Below are 15,572 nucleotides of genomic sequence, written 5' to 3'. Positions count from 1 at the left end.
CCCATCTGGTAAGGTGCGAGCCATGGATCACGCGCCGGATCGATTGGCAGAGGCGGACGCCGAACGCGCACGCGAGCGGCGGCGGGTCGCTATGCATCTGCAGGCGATCGAGGACAATCCGCTCGATGCCGCCGATATCGAGATGTTTGAGATGTTCGAGCGCGAAGGCTGGTCGCCGGACAGGCGGCGGGCCTATATCCGCGATCAAGCGGTGAAAGCGCAGTCCGCAGTCGCGGCAGAATGAGCGACCCCGTTTACTGCTATCCGCCCGACTACAGGGTCCTAAAGAACAAGCTTGGTCTGACCGACCCCATCGAGCTCGATCGTTACGAAAGACGCTCGGTCGTCCAGCGAATCGAGGACGGCATCCCCTCCGGCACCTTCGATCTCGCTCACCTCCGCGCGATCCACCGCCACCTGTTCCAGGATGTCTACGACTGGGCCGGCGAGCTTCGCACCGTGGAGATCGCCAAGGGCGGCAACCAGTTCCAGTTCCGCCAGTACATCACCACCGGGATGGCCGATGTTCACCGGCGCATCGTCGCGGCCGGCTACCTTCGCAACCTCTCGGCGCGCGCCTTCGCCGACAAGGCCGGCGAGTTCATCGGCGACCTCAACTATGTCCATCCCTTTCGCGAAGGGAATGGGCGCACGCAGGCGCTCTACCTCGAGGCTCTGGCGCGACAGGCCGGACACCCGATCGACCTGACCCGCATCGCCCGCGAGAGCTGGATGGAGGCGTCGAAGGCCGCGCATGCCGGGCGCTACGGGCCGTTTGCCGACTGCATCCACGCGGCTCTGCTGTCCGAACCCGATCGGCGGAGGCCGTAGACGGCCAATCGCCTCAGGCGTGTCCGGCTTCGCTCGACAGGAACGCCGGGTCGATCCCGATCTTGCCGAGCGCGCGGGTGTATTTCGTGTCGATGCCGTCGTCGAAGAGCAAAGCGGGGTCGGCGGCGCAGTGCAGCCAGCCATTGGCCTGGATCTCGGATTCGAGCTGGCCGGCGCCCCAGCCGGCATAGCCCAGCGCCAGCACCGCGCTTTCGGGCCCGCTGCCGATGGCGATGGCCCTGAGGATGTCGAGCGTCGCGGTCAGGCAGATGCCGTCATCGATCGGCAGCGTCGCCGATTCCAGGAAGAAATCGGCGGTGTGGAGGACGAAGCCGCGCTTGGTCTCGACCGGGCCGCCGCGCAGCACCTGGAGCTTTTCCGCCTGGCTCGGCAGCCGAATCAGCTCGTCGGAGGGGATGACGTCGAGCTGGACCAGGAGATCGGGAAAGCGCGTATCGGCAGCCGGTTTGTTGACGATGATGCCCATCGCCCCATCCTCGGAATGGGCGCAGACATAGACGACGCTGCGGCTGAAGCGCGTGTCGGCCATGCCGGGCATCGCGATCAGGCACTGCCCGTCGAGGTAGCTGCGGCCGCTGAGTCGCTGGTGGGAGCCGATCTTCATGACATCATGCTAGATCACTTTCCCTCGCGCTGGAAACAGGGTGGCCGCGCTGAAAATCATCGGCGGGCACTGTGCCGCAAGGCCAGGCCGGTCCGCAGGCGCAAGCGCGACCGGACGCAGCGGCGACGGGGCGATCACGCGATTGTTCGGCCGGGCGCGCGGGTTTCGGTCGCATTTTCCAACCGCAGCCCTTAAATATCGGGCGTGAAACGTATTCTGACCCTTCTGGCGCTCGTCGCCGTCGTCCTGGCCGCTCCCGTGCAGGCGCAGGAGGCGGCGATGTCGCCGTGGTCGAAGGGCGACCACGCATCGCTGCGGCTGATCGCGGGCGCCACCGCGGCCTCGGGCAAGCAGCGGGTCGGCGTCGAGATCGTGATGGCACCGGGCTACAAGACCTATTGGCGCAGCCCCGGCGATTTCGGCGTGCCGCCGGTGTTCGACTGGAGCGGATCGACCAATATCGGCGGCCTAGACGTGCGCTGGCCGGCGCCCGAGCGATTCGAGGACGGCAATGGCCACTCGCTGGGCTATGTCGGCGAAGTGGTGATCCCGGTCTCCGTCCAGCCCGCCGACCCGGCCAAGCCGGTCATGCTGGTGCTGAAGCTCGACTTCGCCGTCTGCGAAAAGATCTGTATTCCCGTGAAGGGCGAGGCGCGCCTCTGGCTGGAGCCGGGGGTCACCTCCGTGACCTCGCCGCGCCTGGAGAGCTTCGAGGCGCGCGTGCCGGCGCCGGTCAAGCTGGGCGCCAGCAAGAGCAAGCTCGCGATTCTGGAAGCCAAGCTCGACGAGGGCGCGATCGAGCCCGGCCTGCGCCTCCTGCTGCAGGCCCCGCCAGAGGGCAAGGTCGAGGACGTCTTCATCGAGGGGGCCGGGATGTGGTCCTTCGGCAAGCCGACCTTGAGCGCCCAGCCGGACGGCACGACGGTGGCGCTGCTGCGCATCGTCGATCGGCCCAAGGGCAGCGCGGGCCCCGTCCCTTTCATCATCACGGTGCGCGGCAAGCCATCGGCGATCGAGACCCGGCTCGACCTCGACATACCAGCCGCCAAGCCCTAATTCGTCAGCCTTGCGGCGCTGGCCGCAGGCTTCACGGAGAACAGGCACGATGACCATCAAGGTGGGCGACAAGCTTCCGCAGGCGACCTTCCGGCTGATGACGGCCGACGGCCCGGCGGCCAAGACCACGGACGATCTGTTCAAGGGCAAGAAGGTCGTGCTCTTCGCGGTTCCCGGCGCTTTCACGCCGACCTGCCACAAGAACCACCTGCCCGGCTATATCGAGAAGGCCGCCGAGATCACGGCCAAGGGCGTCGACGCGATCATGGTGACCAGCACCAACGACGTCTTCGTCATGGACGCCTGGGCCAAGGCCACCGGCGCTGCCGGCGTGATCGAATTCCTGTCTGACGGCAATGCCGATTTCGCCAAGGAGATCGGCCTCTCGCTCGACGGTTCGGGCTTCGGCCTGGGCACCCGCTCGCAGCGTTATTCGATGATCGTCGACGACGGTGTCGTCACCGCGCTCAACATCGAGGAAGGCCCGGGCAAGGCCGAGATCTCCGGCGCCGAGGCGCTGCTCAAGCAGCTCTGAGCGCAGGCGTTCCCTCATCGAGCCCGCGTCGTCTGCAAGGGTGGCGCGGGCTTTTTGCTGTGTGGGAGGGGGTGATCCGTCTGAGGGGCGCGTCCGTCGGCTATGGGTCAGAAGCAGGCAAAACACAGGTGGAGTGCGTATGGCGTTCGCAAGAATCCTTTATGTGATCATCTTAGCTGTAGCATCAGCCGCCGTCTCGACCCCAGCGAGCGCATGCAGGGTAGCGTCAGGCTATCTCCACAGCAGCGCCTCATACTTGAGAGGTAATTTTATAGCTGAAGTCATGGTAGTCAGCATTTTCGAAAAGAATGCTGAGTTCGCGTTTGAAGCACGAATTGTATCCATAGTTCGTGGCAATTCTGATGCTTCTGTTTTGAAGATAAAACGTCAAGGCTCATGCCCTCAGATTCCTCAAATTGGAAGGACGGGCGTGATAATGGCATGCGCCGGACCGTTAGATGATCCATCGTCCGCGATCACGCCTATCATCGCATCGAGCTTCTACATCCCGCCATCTATGCGGCAACGTGACTGCTGAGGGCCGTACATCCCGTCCGCTATGGGTCGGGAGCTGACATTTAATTCTTGCGCTCTGCACCATCTTGACAGGACGAGTCGACGACCGTGGCACGCTGTGTGACCCGGACGATTGTGTTTCTGCAGGCTCCTCGGCTTAGATCGGTCAGATATAGCGACGATTGGCGTTGAAAGGCATCGAGGTCTGCAGCATCGCCTTCAATCACCGCAATATGCCGCGAAACGTCGAGGAAGCCGCTATTCAAAATATAGCGCCCTTTCATCGAATGACTGCCGGCGAGCTTGGCCGCATCTAACCCGCGTACCTGTGAAGCCGCAAAATCGATGAAGTAAAACGCATTCGAAAAATATCCGACCAGCACGAAAGCGGCCACGATAATCAAGGCAAAAGCGGCGTAACGACCAACCGATATTGCTGATAAAATGGCGAATAGGGCGAGCGGGATAGCAAGCCAATCTAACCGCGAGGCGCAATAGAGCGATAGCGCAGCCAGTAATGAACATAACAGCGTGCCAAACACGCGATAGGATGAGTTCGTCATATGAGAAATGCTGTAGGGCTGTCTCGCTGGCTCGATCGATATCACATCTAGCGACAAGTTGGGTTCGTCGCATCAAGCGGCGCTGTTCAAAACATGTCCGCAACGGGTCGGAAGCAGAAGCTCGCCCCACCCGCACCCCTCTCCCACCGCTGATCGATCCGATCTCGCTTCGTCATGAGACAGCCGGCGCGGCCCGCCTTAGCGTTGGGGATCATTGCCGGAGCTAAGCCATGACCGCCCTCACCATCCGCCCGCTCACCACCGATGACCGCGCCGCCTGGGACCCGCTCTGGCAGGGCTACCTGACTTTTTACAAAGCCTCGATTGCGTCCGACATCAGCGATGCCACCTTTGCGCGGCTGACCGGCGGTGCCGAGCCGATGGGCGGCTTCGTGGCCGAGCGCGAGGGCGCTTTGATCGGCCTCGTGCATTGGGTGATCCACCGCACCACCTGGAACACGAAGGACATCTGCTACCTGCAGGATCTGTTCACCGCGCCCGAAGCGCGCGGCACCGGCGCGGGACGGGCGCTGATCGAGGCGGGCAGGCAGATGGCGCAGGCCAAGGGGTGCTTTCGTGTCTACTGGCAGACGCATGAGAGCAACGCGCAGGCGCAGGCGCTCTACGACAAGGTCGCCGACAAGTCCGGCTTCATCGTCTATCGCCAGCCGCTGGGCTGACAGTCCGAGAGCGCGGTGCGCGAAAGCCATGGACGGGCCGCGCCTCGATCCCTATCCCGTTCCGGTCCCCGCAGGGACGTGAGGCGCTGACGGGGGAGACGAAACAATGCGTGCAGCGAGCCTTGCCATTCGGGCGATCATCGCCCTGGCGGCCCTGGGCATGATGAGCGGCGCGCTCGTCCTGCTCGGTGAAGCCGGAGCGAATGTCGTCGCAGCCGCCCGCGCCATGCTCGCGCAGGACCATGCCAAGAGCGCGGTGTCGCTGATCATGAAGACGGTCGACGAATGCCTGTTTGCGATCATCCTCATGCTGCTCGGCACGAAGGTGCTGGCCTCCTTCGTGCTCAACGAGAGCGTGTTCGCCACGCACAGCCTGCCGGGCTGGATCAAGCCGAGCGAGATGGGAGAGCTCAAGAGCACCTTCTGCCAGGCGATCCTGGTGTTTCTGATCGTCGATTTCGCGACCGACATGGCCAGCGTCGAGACCCCGCTCGACGCGAGTTACCTGGTGCTGCCGGCGGCGGTCCTGATCATCGCGGGCGCGCTGAGACTGATGCCGCATGGCGCGGCCGCGACCGGGCATGGCCACCCTTCGCCCTGAGGGCCTGCCGTGCGATTGTGCCGCGCTGCACCCACAGTTGTGCTAGAGTGATCGAACGAGGAGAAGGTCCGTCCGTCGAGACGGCCCACATCCGCAGTGACACCTGTGGTTTCCGCTTTCACTCCGAAGGCTCACGGCAGTCATAAAGGCCATTCATGGCCCCCTCATCGACCGTGGCCCCGCCCGAACTGGCCCTCGGGCTGGCCCTTGCGGTCATTTCGACATCCGACGCTCCGCTCCTGCTCCTCGATCAGGAGCTCTCCGTCGTCGTCGCCAGCCGCTCCTTCTGCCGCGCCTTTCAGCTCGATCCGGCCCGTATCGTCGGGCAGCAGATGGGTATGATCGGGGCCGGCGAGTGGAAAGTGCCGCAGCTTGACGGGCTTCTGAGAGCCACGGCTTCGGGCTTCGCCGAGGTGGAAGGCTATGAGATGACCCTGCAACGCGGCGCGAACGATCCGCGGCGCCTGATCATCAACGCTCACAAGCTCGCCTATACCGGGGCGGGGGAGGCCCAGATCCTGCTGTCGGTCACCGACGTCACCGACGCCCGCCGCAGCGAAAAGCAGAAAGACGACCTGCTTCGCGAAAAGGCGATCCTGCTCCAGGAGTTGCAGCACCGCGTCGCCAACAGCCTGCAGATCATCGCCAGCATCCTGATGCAGAGCGCACGCAAGGTTCAGTCGGAGGAAACCCGGGGCCATCTGCAGGATGCCCATAGCCGGGTGATGTCGATCGCCTCGCTGCAGCAGCAGCTGGCGACGTCGCAACTCGGGCGGGTGCCTCTGCGGGGTTACCTGACCAATCTCTGCCGCAGCATCGCGGCCTCGATGATCCCCGATCACACGCTGCTGATGCTCGAGACCGAGATCGACGACAGCACCGTCGATGCCGACATGTCGATCAGCCTCGGACTCATCGTCACGGAGCTCGTGATCAACTCCCTCAAGCATGCCTATCCCGATGGCCAGGGCGGCAAGATCAAGGTGACCTATCGCGCCGGCGAGACCGAATGGGCGCTGAATGTCAGCGATGACGGCATCGGGATGCCTTCGACCGCCGCAGACACGAAGGGCGGGCTCGGCACGAGCATCGTCAAGGCGATTGCCCAACAGCTCGACGCCGAGATCAGCTTCACCGACGCCCAGCCGGGCACTGTCGTGACGCTGCGCCACGGGCTCGGCGTCGCCGCCGAGCGCAAGATGCTGCAGACGGACGGCATCGCCTATATCTGACGGGCGGGTTTCGCACCGCGCGGCGCGGCGCCCGTCAGAGGGCTATCACGCGGCGTCGTCGGCGCGCCGGACCGTCTCGGCAGCCTTGCCGAGGGCAGCCGCCATGCTCGCGCTGTTGTAGGGCTTGCCAAGGAAGGCCGTGGCGGTCGGCAGTTCGGCGGTGGCCGGAAGGATGCGACCGGAGGTCACGATGATCGCCACCGGCGGCCAGCGCTCGCGCACGGCCGCGGCGAGTTTAAGGCCGTCCATCGACCCCGGCATTTCGATATCGGTGACGAGGATGCGGATGGCCGGATGCGTTTCGAGCAGCTTGATCGCCTCGTCGGCATCGGCTGCTTCCAGCGCGGCATAGCCGGCGTCCCTGACCATGTCGGCCAGGTCCATCCTGATGAGGGGCTCGTCATCCACGATCAGAACGACAATTTCAGGCATTTGCGACAACTCTCGTTAGGAAAGCATAACCGGCAGATACCGATATAGTTCACGCATTTTAGCGCGATAATGGTAATACATCGTTGTCGTATACGGCCCTGGCGGTTTCTTCATTGAAAGCACTCGATAAAATGGCGCCGCTCGTCGAGCCGCCCCGCTGGTCGCCCCGACATCTCCGGCTGGCGATCGATGCCGCCGGAATCGCACTGTGGTCGTGGAACGTCGACAGCGACGCGTTCACGATGGACGGCCACGGCTTCGACATGTGGGATCTGCCGCCCGCACCGATCGTGGTGTTCGAGGAGCTCTCGGCCAAGATCCATCCCGCCGATCGCGACCGGGTGCGCGAAGCCTTCGCCGCGACGCGCGCCATCGTCGGGCCCTATGAAATCGATTTCCGGATCATGATCGGCGACGTGGTCAAATGGATCTCGGCGCGGGGCCAGGGCGACGACGCCGACATCGAGGGTCGCGTCATGTATGGCGTCTTCCTCGACGTCACCGGCCGCAAGCAGGCCGAGGAGGCCAACGAACTGCTCGCCGGCGAGATGAGCCACAGGGTCAAGAACCTGCTGAGCATGGCCACCGCCCTGACCTCGATCAGCTCCCGCTCCGCCACCTCGGCCGGGCATATGGCCGGCGAGCTGATCAGCCGGCTTTCGGCGCTGGGGCGGGCGCATGATCTCGTCCGGCCGGTGCCGGGGCGCAAGGAGAACGGCGCGCTGCTGGGCGACATGCTGACCATCCTGCTGGCGCCCTACAACGACGATGCCGCGTTCAGCGGGCGCATCCGCGTCTCGGTGCCGCGCATGTCGGTCGGCGAGAGCGGCGCGACGTCGCTGGCCATGGTGCTGCACGAACTGGCGACCAACTCGGTGAAGTACGGGGCGCTGTCGGCGGCGTCCGGCACGCTGGACGTCGCCTGCGTCGTCGATGGCGAGGAACTCGTCCTCGTCTGGACGGAGCATGGCGGTCCGCGCATCACCGCCCCGCCGGAGACCAGCGGCTATGGCAGCAAGATGCTGATGCGCAGCATGCAGTCCCAACTCAATGGCAGCGTCACGCGCGACTGGAGCGAGGACGGCGCCGTCATCACGCTGCGAATCGACGTCAACCGGCTGGCGGTCTGAGGCCGCTTCGACGCAAGACCTCTTCGCGAACGCGGCGGCGCGATCGGACGTCAGCGCGACGCCTTCCGGCGACACAGCGCCGCCTCCCGTGCCGTCGCGGCGCGGACCACCAGCCTGGCGACGATCCGAACCGGAGGCCCGTCCTCGACGATGCCGCCGAGGACGATCGTTCCCTCATAGAGTCCATGCCCCTGCTCCAGCCGTCGGAGATCGGCCGGCGAGACATCCTCGAGGCGGGGGGCGGTCAGCGCATAGCGCTTGCCCGACGGCAACAGGACGACGTCCCGCGACGGGCAGGGCGCGCGTGCGCAGCGTCGTCCATTGTCGCAGGAGACGAACAAGGCTTCCGCGACGGCCGGCAGCGGGGCCGCGAGAGCCAGAGCCAGGACGCAGAGGTGCTTCATCGCGTGCTTTCCATGCCGCCCGACCTGGAGCGGATCAGGGTCGCGTAGCAGCACCGCCGGCACATCCCCCATTCGAATGAAGGGATGGGGCGCGGGTCCGGCCCCGGTGCTCAGGCCGCGATCGTCACCGCCCCGGCTTGAACGGGGCCATGCCGGCGCGGGCCAGTTCGTCGGCGCGCTCGTTCATGGGGTCGCCGGCATGGCCCTTGACCCATTTCCACTCGATCTTGTGCTGCTTGAGCGCGGCGTCGAGGCGCTTCCAGAGTTCCTCGTTCTTGACCGGCTTGCGGTCGGCGGTCTTCCAGCCGTTCTTCTTCCAGCCGAAGATCCAGGCGGTGATGCCCTGGCGCAGATACTGGCTGTCGGTGTGGAGCGCGACGGTGCAGGGCCGCGTCAGCGATTCCAGCGCCGCGATCGCGCCCATCAGCTCCATGCGGTTGTTGGTGGTCATCGCCTCGCCGCCCGACAGCTCCTTCTGCGTGCCCTTGTAGGAAAGGATCGCACCCCAGCCGCCGGGGCCGGGGTTTCCGGAGCAGGCGCCGTCCGTCCAGACTTCCACAGCGTCAGTCATGGTCGCACCGCTCATCGTCTCAGCCCGTAGTCGCGCGCGTCGGCGACGCGCTGGTGGAAGACGAGCTTGCGGTCGTATTCGAGCGGGTCGAGCGGTCGCACCAGCGCGCCTGGCGGGACGTTGAGCCAGTCGACCAGGCGCGTCAGCAGGAAGCGCAGCGCCGAGCCGCGGCAGAGCTGCGGCAGGGCCTCGATCTCGGCTTGAGTCAGCGGGCGCACGCTCTCGTAGCCGGCGAGCATCGCCTGGCCCTTGGTCAGATTGAAGGAGGAATCCGCCTCGAAGCACCAGGAATTCAGGCAGATCGCCAGATCGTAGGCGAAGGCGTCGGTGCAGGCAAAGTAGAAGTCGATCAGGCCCGACAGCCGGTCCTTGATGAAGAAGACGTTGTTGGGGAAGAGATCGGCATGGATGACGCCGCGCGGCAGGTCCTGCGGCCAGTGCCGCTCATGTGCGTCGATCTCGGCGGCGATGCGGCGCGACAGGCCGGGCGAGACCGTGTCGGCCGCCGCGCCGGCCTGCTCCGCCAGCGGTCGCCAGTCGGCCACGGCCAGTGCATTGGCGCGCGCCATCGGGAAATCCGCCCCCGCCTGGTGAAGCAAGGCAAGCCCGCGCCCGACCTCGGCGCAATGGGCGGCGTTGGGCCGGCGCACCGACATGCCGTCCAGGAACGTCACGATCGCCGCCGGGCGGCCCGCCAGCCGGCCGACGGCCTGCCCGTCGCGCATCCGCACCGGCTGCGGGCAGATCAGACCGCGATCGGCCAGATGCTCCATCAAACCGATGAAGAACGGCAGGTCGGCGGCATCGACGCGCTCCTCATAGAGCGTCAGGATGAAGAAGGCCTGCGTCGTGTGCAGGAGGAAATTCGAGTTGGAGACGCCCTCGGCGATGCCCTTCACGGCGAGCAGGTCGCCGATGCCGTAGCGCGCCACGAAAGCGGCCAGTTCGTCATCGGGAACTTCGGTATAGACGGCCAAGGGATCGCTTTCTGAAGGAGCCGCTCACTCGGCCGCGGCCGGAGCGTCGCGCAGGGCGCGCGGCAGCGGGAAGAAGACGTTCTCGTCGGCAGTCGAGACCGTCTCGACGCGGACCTCGTAGCGCTGCGCGAACGCGTCGATGATTTCCTCGACCAGAACCTCGGGCGCGCTGGCGCCGGCCGTGATGCCGAGCGTGCGGATGGCGCCGAAGGCGGCCCAGTCGATCTCGTCGGTGCGCAGCACGAGGCGCGCCACCGGGCAGCCGGCGCGCTCGGCAACCTCGCGCAGGCGCTGGGAATTCGAGGAGTTCGGCGAACCGACGACGATCAGCGCCTCGACCAGCGGGGCGACGCGCTTCACCGCCTCCTGGCGGTTGGTGGTGGCGTAGCAGATGTCTTCCTTGTGCGGCGCGATCAGCGCGGGAAAGCGCGCCTGCAGCGCCTCGACGATGCCGCGCGTGTCGTCCACCGAGAGCGTCGTCTGCGTGACGAAGGCGAGCGGCGCGCCGGCGGGCGGCTCCAGCGCCGCGACATCCTCGAGCGTCTCGATCAGCGTGATCGCCCCCGGCGGGAGCTGCCCCATGGTGCCGACCACCTCGGGATGGCCGGCATGGCCGACGAGCAGGATATGGCGCCCGCGCTTGTGGTGGACCTCGGCCTCGCGATGGACTTTCGTCACCAACGGGCAGGTCGCGTCGATGGCGAAGAGATTGCGCGCCTGCGCCTCGGCGGGCACGGATTTCGCCACGCCATGCGCGGAGAAGATCACCGGCCGCGTCGCATCGGGCACCTGCGACAGTTCGGAGACGAAGACCGCGCCCTTCCGCTTCAGCGATTCGACCACGTATTTGTTGTGAACGATCTCGTGGCGGACATAGACCGGCGCGCCATGCAGCGTCAGCGCCTTCTCGACGGCGTCGATCGCGCGCACGACGCCGGCGCAGAAGCCACGCGGCGCGCAGAGCAGGATGTCGAGCGGCGGCTTGGTCACGAAAACGATCCGGTGGGCGTGGCGTCTTCTTTCGGCGTGGCGCGGACGATGTCAAGAAAGCCCGGCGCGGAGCTGCCCGCATGGCGGCGGCTGGCGCCAGCGGCAGATCGCCTCTCGCCTGCGCGCACGGACGAGCCTAGACAGGGGCGATGGCGGCTGCGCCTGCGCCGCGACCTCCTCGATCGATCCGGATGACGCCTGCATGGCCGAGATGTCCCGCCCCAGTTTCCTGCCGATGGCGCCGATAGTCGGCGCAGACCGGCTGCGCGACGGGAGCCCCGCTTGAGCGCGAAGGCCGGCGCCAGCACCGCCCTGTTCGTCAGCGGCTCGCTGATGGGGCATGTCGCGGTGATGACCGGGACAGGCGCGATCGGCCTGATGGCGATCTTCGTCGTCGATCTTTTGTCGCTGCTCTACGTGTCCTGGCTCGGCCGGCCGGAAGCGACGGCCGGCGTCGGCTTCGCGACGATTGTGCTCTACCTGATGATCTCCATCAATATCGGGCTGATGATCGCAGTCGCGGCGCTCACCGCGCGGGCGCTCGGCTCCGGGGACCGCGCCGGGGCGCGGCGGCTCGCCGCCTCGACGCTGACGCTGATGGCGCTGGCGGCGCTCGTGCTGACGGTCGTCGCCCTGCCCTGCCTGCCCTGGCTCCTGCGCCTGCTCGGCGCCCGGGGCGAAGCCTATGCGGTGGCGCTCTCCTTCCTCTGGATCGTGCTGCCCTCCAATGTCCTGATGGCGGTCGGCATGGGGCTGTCGAGCGTGCTGCGGGCCGTCGGCGATGCGCGCCGGGCGATGTTCGTGACGCTGGGCGGCGGCATCGCGACGGCCGGGCTCGATCCGCTGCTGATCTTCGGCTTCGGGTTGGGGCCCGACGGCGCGGCCTGGGCGATCGTGATGTCGCGCGTCATCATCGTCGCGACCGGGCTGTATGGGGCCATTCGCGTCCACGACATGGTCGCCCGGCCGAGCCTGGCCGCCCTGCGCCGGGACGGGGGCGCCACGCTCGCCATCGCGGGACCGGCCATCCTGACCAACCTCTCCAACCCGATCGCCAACGCCGTCTTCGCCGGCATCTTCGCCCGCTTCGGCGATGGCGCCATGGCCGCGCTCGCCATCATGGACCGGCTCGTGCCGGTCGCCTTCGGGGTGCTGTTTGCGCTGACCGGCGCCGTCGGGCCGATCCTGGCGCAGAACTGGGGCGCGGGACGTTTCGACCGGATGCGCGGCGGGCTGACGGCCTCGGCCCAGTTCGCGATCGGCTGCGTCATCGTCTCGGGGGTGATCCTGGCGCTGGCGCGAGGGCCGATCGCGAGCGCCTTCGGCGCCACCGGGCTGACGGGCGAGCTGTTGATGTTCTTCTGCCTCGTCGCCGGGCCGATGTGGCTCTTCGTCGGGCTGCTCTTCGTCGCCAACGCCGCCTTCAACAATCTCGGCATGCCGCTGCTGTCGACGCTGTTCAGCTGGGGGCGCGCCACGCTCGGCACGATGCCGCTGGCCTGGCTCGGCGCGCAGTATGGCGGGCCCAAGGGCGCGCTGGTCGGCTCGGCGCTCGGCGCCGTCGCCTTCGGCGTGCTGGCGCTGGTCTTCGCCTATCGCGGCATCGCCCGGCTGGAACGCGAGGCCAGGGCGACCGGCTGAGGCCATACGCACCGCTTGCGCCGGCTCGCGGCGCGCAGGCTGCGCCTTGCCTCGCCCCCCGACACTGCTATCGTTTGCCGCTCAGGCGGCGAGAGACCGCGCAGCAGCCCAAGGCCAAGCCATGATGAACCTGTTCGAGATGATGCAGCAGGCCCAGAACGGCCAGGCCATGCAGAACCTGTCGCGGCAATACGGCCTCAATGCACAGCAGACGCAGGCCGCGATCGAGGCGCTGCTGCCGGCCTTTTCGATGGGGCTGCAGCGCCAGACGCAGGACCCTTACGCCTTCGGCTCGCTGGCGCAGATGATGACGGCCTCGCCCTTCGGCCGCATCTTCGACGCCAATGGCGACGGCATCCCCGACAATGCCCGCAGCGCCGGCACCGATGTCCTCAGCCAGCTCTTCGGCTCGAAGGAGGTCAGCAATGCGGTGGCCGCGCAGGCGGCGGCCACCAGCGGCGTCGCCCAGGCGGTGCTGAAGCAGATGCTGCCGGTCATCGCCGCGATGGTGATGGGCGGCCTGACCAAATCGATGCAGAGCAACGGTCTCGGCGGCATTCTCGGACAATTCTCCGAGATGATGCGCGGCCAGATGCCGGGGATGCAGCCGGCGCCGCAGCCGCAAAGCCCCGCCAACCCGCTCGAGGCGATCCTCGGCAGCATGTTCGGCAATGGACAGGCGCCGAGCGGCGGCCAGACGCAGGGCGGCGGCCCCTTCGGCGGCGGCCAGATGCCGGGCGGGCAGATGGGCATGGACCAGATGGGCGGGATGTTCGGCCAGATCCTGACCGGGATGCTGGGCGGCGCGCAACCGCAGCCCGAACCGGCGCCGCGCGCCGCCCCTTCCCCGCGCCGCACCCCGGAGCGCGAGGCCGAAGACGCACCCGCCCCGGCCGAGGCCGGGCCAGGCGCGATCGGCCTCGACGCGCTCAACCAGATGTTCGAGACCGGCCGCCAGGTCCAGGACAGCCATCAGCAGGCGATGAAGTCGATCTTCGACACGATGTTCGGCGGACAGAAGCGCTGACGGCGGACGGCATAAAAAAGGGCGGAGGCACGAAGCCCCCGCCCGCAGGAACGCGCAGCCCCAAGGGGTCAGGCACTGCACGCAACCGGATTAACCTCGAGAGCCTGCGAGACCGCGGGCCGGGCGGGCATGCGGCCAGCCTCGCCGGGCTGGGCCGCGGCGCTCGCCGCCTTTGTCGCGGGGGCCTCCCGCAACGCGATCTGCTGAAGCGCGACCTGCCGACGCAGGGACGCGGCGCCCGAGCGCGCACTGGACCGCTCGGCCAGGATGACGGAGGGGTCCGACAGCCAGGACACCGCGAGCGCGCCGTCGAGATCGGAGCGGACGAGGCCGATATCCTTCAAGCCCCGCTCGTCGAGCTCGCCCAGGCGCATCACCTCTCGGCGATGGATGAGCGCTTTCACGAGGAACGCCGCCGGCTTGATCGCGAGGGTGACAACGCGCGTGGCACCGGCCGAAACGGACGAGAGCAACTTCGTGGCGATGGTCATGAGCAGCATGACGGCCTCCTTTGGATCGACAGCGACAGGCATTCCTCGCCCCCGCCCGGACGCGCCGCTGGCAGAGACCAAGAACTGGCGTGACGATAGCTTTGTCCTAGCCATCAGCCAAACGAATGCTTATGATGCCGGACAACACGGATATTGATGAACCGATTGCCGGGGGTCCCGATGGCTCATGTGCTCGATGCCGACCAGCTCAAGACCTTCGTGGCCATCGCCGACACCGGCTCCTTCACCCGCGCGGCGGAGATCGTCTTCAAGACGCAGTCGGCGGTCTCGATGCAGATGAAGCGGCTGGAAGAGCGCGTCGGCCGGCCGCTCTTCGGCCGTGACGGACGTCACGCCAAGCTGACCGAGGATGGCGAGCGGCTGCTCGACTATGCCCGGCGGATCGTGCGGCTGAACCTCGAATGCGTCGCGAGCTTCACCGATGCCGACCTCAAGGGGCGCATCCGGCTCGGCGTGCCCGACGACTATGCCGATCGCTACCTGCCCGAGATCCTGGCGCGCTTCGCGCGCTCCAACCCGCGCGCGGAGGTCACGGTCGTCTGCGAGCCGACACCGATGCTGGCCGAGCGGATCGCCACCGGCGACATCGACCTGGCGATCGTCACCCATGTCGAGAGCCGCGGCCAGGGCGAGATCATCCGCATCGAGCCCCTGCTCTGGGTGACCTCGGCGCGCCATGCCGTGCATGAGGAAGACCCGCTGCCGCTGGCGCTGGGGCGACCGAACTGCAACTGGCGCCAGGCGGCCGTCGATTCACTGGAGAGCAAGGGGCGGCGTTTCCGCGTGCTCTATGCGAGCTGGAACTCGACCGCGGTCGGCGCCGCCGTCGTCGCGGGGCTGGCAGTGTCGGTGCTGCCGGAGAGCGCGGTGCGGCCCGGCATGCGGATCCTGGGGCCGTCGGAGGGCTATGCGGCGCTGCCCTCATGCAAGATCGGGCTCCTGCGGACGCGTTTCGACCCCTCGGTGCTGTCGAACGCGCTGGCCGAGCACATCATCCAGAGCCTGGACAATCTGGCGAGTTTCAAGACCGCTGCTGAGTAGCGGCGCCGGCCGACCGGCTCAGGATTTGATGCCGGTGGCGGCCGCTATGAAGAACGCCTTGACCGAGTCGCCGATCTGCGCGGCCCAGATAATGATCGTCGTCGAGATCAGAACGGCCACCAGGCCATACTCGATGGCGGTCGCGCCGCTCTCGTCGCGGAGAAAATCGAGCCATTTGCCAGACACAGTTCGCATGTCGCCATTTTGA

The 15,572-nt window shown here is 66.9% G+C and carries 20 protein-coding genes; 11 read left to right on the top strand and 9 right to left on the bottom strand.

Going from position 1 to position 15,572, the window contains the following annotated elements; all coding sequences use genetic code 11:
* Positions 1-22 precede the first annotated feature (22 nt).
* Positions 23-244 carry a hypothetical protein gene (locus Q8S38_RS02545; protein WP_305678841.1) on the top strand — a complete coding sequence of 74 codons (222 nt, stop codon included), beginning with the start codon at positions 23-25 and terminating at the stop codon, positions 242-244.
* Positions 241-831, top strand: coding sequence for a Fic/DOC family protein (locus Q8S38_RS02540; RefSeq protein ID WP_305678840.1), 591 nt, complete (start codon positions 241-243; stop codon positions 829-831). Before Q8S38_RS02545 ends, Q8S38_RS02540 begins: the two co-directional genes overlap by 4 nt.
* A 13-nt stretch (positions 832-844) precedes the next feature.
* On the opposite strand, the gene Q8S38_RS02535 is transcribed toward Q8S38_RS02540, so the two are convergent.
* Positions 845-1,456, bottom strand: a complete 612-nt coding sequence (locus Q8S38_RS02535) for a YqgE/AlgH family protein (protein WP_305678839.1) — start codon at positions 1,454-1,456, stop codon at positions 845-847.
* A gap of 204 nt (positions 1,457-1,660) precedes the next feature.
* Here Q8S38_RS02535 and Q8S38_RS02530 point away from each other — a divergent pair, with 204 nt between their 5' ends.
* Together Q8S38_RS02530 and Q8S38_RS02525 are read left to right on the top strand one after the other, a co-directional pair.
* Positions 1,661-2,512 (top strand): protein-disulfide reductase DsbD domain-containing protein, encoded by an 852-nt coding sequence (locus Q8S38_RS02530; protein WP_305678838.1) that lies wholly within the window; start codon positions 1,661-1,663, stop codon positions 2,510-2,512.
* A 49-nt stretch (positions 2,513-2,561) separates the two neighbouring features.
* Positions 2,562-3,047: a peroxiredoxin gene (locus tag Q8S38_RS02525; RefSeq protein ID WP_305678837.1), complete on the top strand. Its 486-nt coding sequence runs from the start codon at positions 2,562-2,564 to the stop codon at positions 3,045-3,047.
* Between the two features lie 578 nt (positions 3,048-3,625).
* Here Q8S38_RS02525 and Q8S38_RS02520 read toward each other — a convergent pair.
* Positions 3,626-4,126, bottom strand: a complete 501-nt coding sequence (locus tag Q8S38_RS02520) for a hypothetical protein (RefSeq protein WP_305678836.1) — start codon at positions 4,124-4,126, stop codon at positions 3,626-3,628.
* A 230-nt stretch (positions 4,127-4,356) separates the two neighbouring features.
* Between Q8S38_RS02520 and Q8S38_RS02515 the strand changes: the two genes are divergently transcribed.
* From Q8S38_RS02515 to Q8S38_RS02505, 3 genes are all read left to right on the top strand, one after another.
* Positions 4,357-4,806, top strand: coding sequence for a GNAT family N-acetyltransferase (locus tag Q8S38_RS02515; protein ID WP_305678835.1), 450 nt, complete (start codon positions 4,357-4,359; stop codon positions 4,804-4,806).
* A 106-nt stretch (positions 4,807-4,912) separates the two neighbouring features.
* The gene (locus Q8S38_RS02510) at positions 4,913-5,407 is read left to right on the top strand and encodes a YqhA family protein (protein WP_305678834.1); all 495 of its coding nucleotides are present in this window, start codon (positions 4,913-4,915) and stop codon (positions 5,405-5,407) included.
* Positions 5,408-5,562: 155 nt separating this feature from the next.
* A complete protein-coding gene (locus tag Q8S38_RS02505; protein WP_305678833.1) occupies positions 5,563-6,639 on the top strand; it encodes a sensor histidine kinase in 1,077 nt (358 codons plus the stop codon).
* Between the two features lie 45 nt (positions 6,640-6,684).
* On the opposite strand, the gene Q8S38_RS02500 is transcribed toward Q8S38_RS02505, so the two are convergent.
* Positions 6,685-7,071, bottom strand: coding sequence for a response regulator (locus Q8S38_RS02500; RefSeq protein WP_305678832.1), 387 nt, complete (start codon positions 7,069-7,071; stop codon positions 6,685-6,687).
* 131 nt (positions 7,072-7,202) lie between these two features.
* Here Q8S38_RS02500 and Q8S38_RS02495 point away from each other — a divergent pair, with 131 nt between their 5' ends.
* Positions 7,203-8,201: a sensor histidine kinase gene (locus tag Q8S38_RS02495; protein ID WP_305678831.1), complete on the top strand. Its 999-nt coding sequence runs from the start codon at positions 7,203-7,205 to the stop codon at positions 8,199-8,201.
* A 50-nt stretch (positions 8,202-8,251) separates the two neighbouring features.
* Here Q8S38_RS02495 and Q8S38_RS02490 read toward each other — a convergent pair whose 3' ends face one another.
* The 4 genes from Q8S38_RS02490 to ispH form a co-directional block, all read right to left on the bottom strand.
* On the bottom strand, positions 8,252-8,605 hold the full coding sequence (locus Q8S38_RS02490) for a hypothetical protein (RefSeq protein ID WP_305678830.1): 354 nt from the start codon (positions 8,603-8,605) through the stop codon (positions 8,252-8,254).
* 124 nt (positions 8,606-8,729) lie between these two features.
* The gene (gene rnhA / locus Q8S38_RS02485; protein ID WP_305678829.1) at positions 8,730-9,176 is read right to left on the bottom strand and encodes a ribonuclease HI; all 447 of its coding nucleotides are present in this window, start codon (positions 9,174-9,176) and stop codon (positions 8,730-8,732) included.
* Positions 9,177-9,187: 11 nt separating this feature from the next.
* Positions 9,188-10,153 carry a homoserine kinase gene (locus tag Q8S38_RS02480; protein ID WP_305678828.1) on the bottom strand — a complete coding sequence of 322 codons (966 nt, stop codon included), beginning with the start codon at positions 10,151-10,153 and terminating at the stop codon, positions 9,188-9,190.
* A gap of 24 nt (positions 10,154-10,177) precedes the next feature.
* On the bottom strand, positions 10,178-11,143 hold the full coding sequence (ispH, locus tag Q8S38_RS02475) for a 4-hydroxy-3-methylbut-2-enyl diphosphate reductase (protein WP_305678827.1): 966 nt from the start codon (positions 11,141-11,143) through the stop codon (positions 10,178-10,180).
* Positions 11,144-11,425: 282 nt separating this feature from the next.
* Between ispH and Q8S38_RS02470 the strand changes: the two genes are divergently transcribed.
* Together Q8S38_RS02470 and Q8S38_RS02465 are read left to right on the top strand one after the other, a co-directional pair.
* Positions 11,426-12,784, top strand: a complete 1,359-nt coding sequence (locus tag Q8S38_RS02470; protein ID WP_305678826.1) for an MATE family efflux transporter — start codon at positions 11,426-11,428, stop codon at positions 12,782-12,784.
* Between the two features lie 121 nt (positions 12,785-12,905).
* Entirely contained in the window at positions 12,906-13,811 is a 906-nt protein-coding gene (locus Q8S38_RS02465) for a DUF937 domain-containing protein (protein WP_305678825.1), read from the top strand.
* A gap of 68 nt (positions 13,812-13,879) precedes the next feature.
* Here Q8S38_RS02465 and Q8S38_RS02460 read toward each other — a convergent pair whose 3' ends face one another.
* Positions 13,880-14,302 carry a DUF1127 domain-containing protein gene (locus Q8S38_RS02460; protein ID WP_305678824.1) on the bottom strand — a complete coding sequence of 141 codons (423 nt, stop codon included), beginning with the start codon at positions 14,300-14,302 and terminating at the stop codon, positions 13,880-13,882.
* 180 nt (positions 14,303-14,482) lie between these two features.
* Here Q8S38_RS02460 and Q8S38_RS02455 point away from each other — a divergent pair, with 180 nt between their 5' ends.
* Entirely contained in the window at positions 14,483-15,364 is an 882-nt protein-coding gene (locus Q8S38_RS02455; RefSeq protein ID WP_305678823.1) for a LysR substrate-binding domain-containing protein, read from the top strand.
* A gap of 18 nt (positions 15,365-15,382) precedes the next feature.
* Here the strand turns inward: Q8S38_RS02455 and Q8S38_RS02450 are convergent, their stop codons facing one another.
* On the bottom strand, positions 15,383-15,559 hold the full coding sequence (locus Q8S38_RS02450) for a Flp family type IVb pilin (protein ID WP_305678822.1): 177 nt from the start codon (positions 15,557-15,559) through the stop codon (positions 15,383-15,385).
* Positions 15,560-15,572: the final 13 nt, after the last annotated feature.

The sequence above is a fragment of the Allobosea sp. genome (assembly GCF_030695125.1).
GTDB lineage: Bacteria > Pseudomonadota > Alphaproteobacteria > Rhizobiales > Beijerinckiaceae > Allobosea.
Note: the sequence above shows the minus strand (reverse complement) of the source record. Positions and strands in the feature narration are given on the sequence as shown.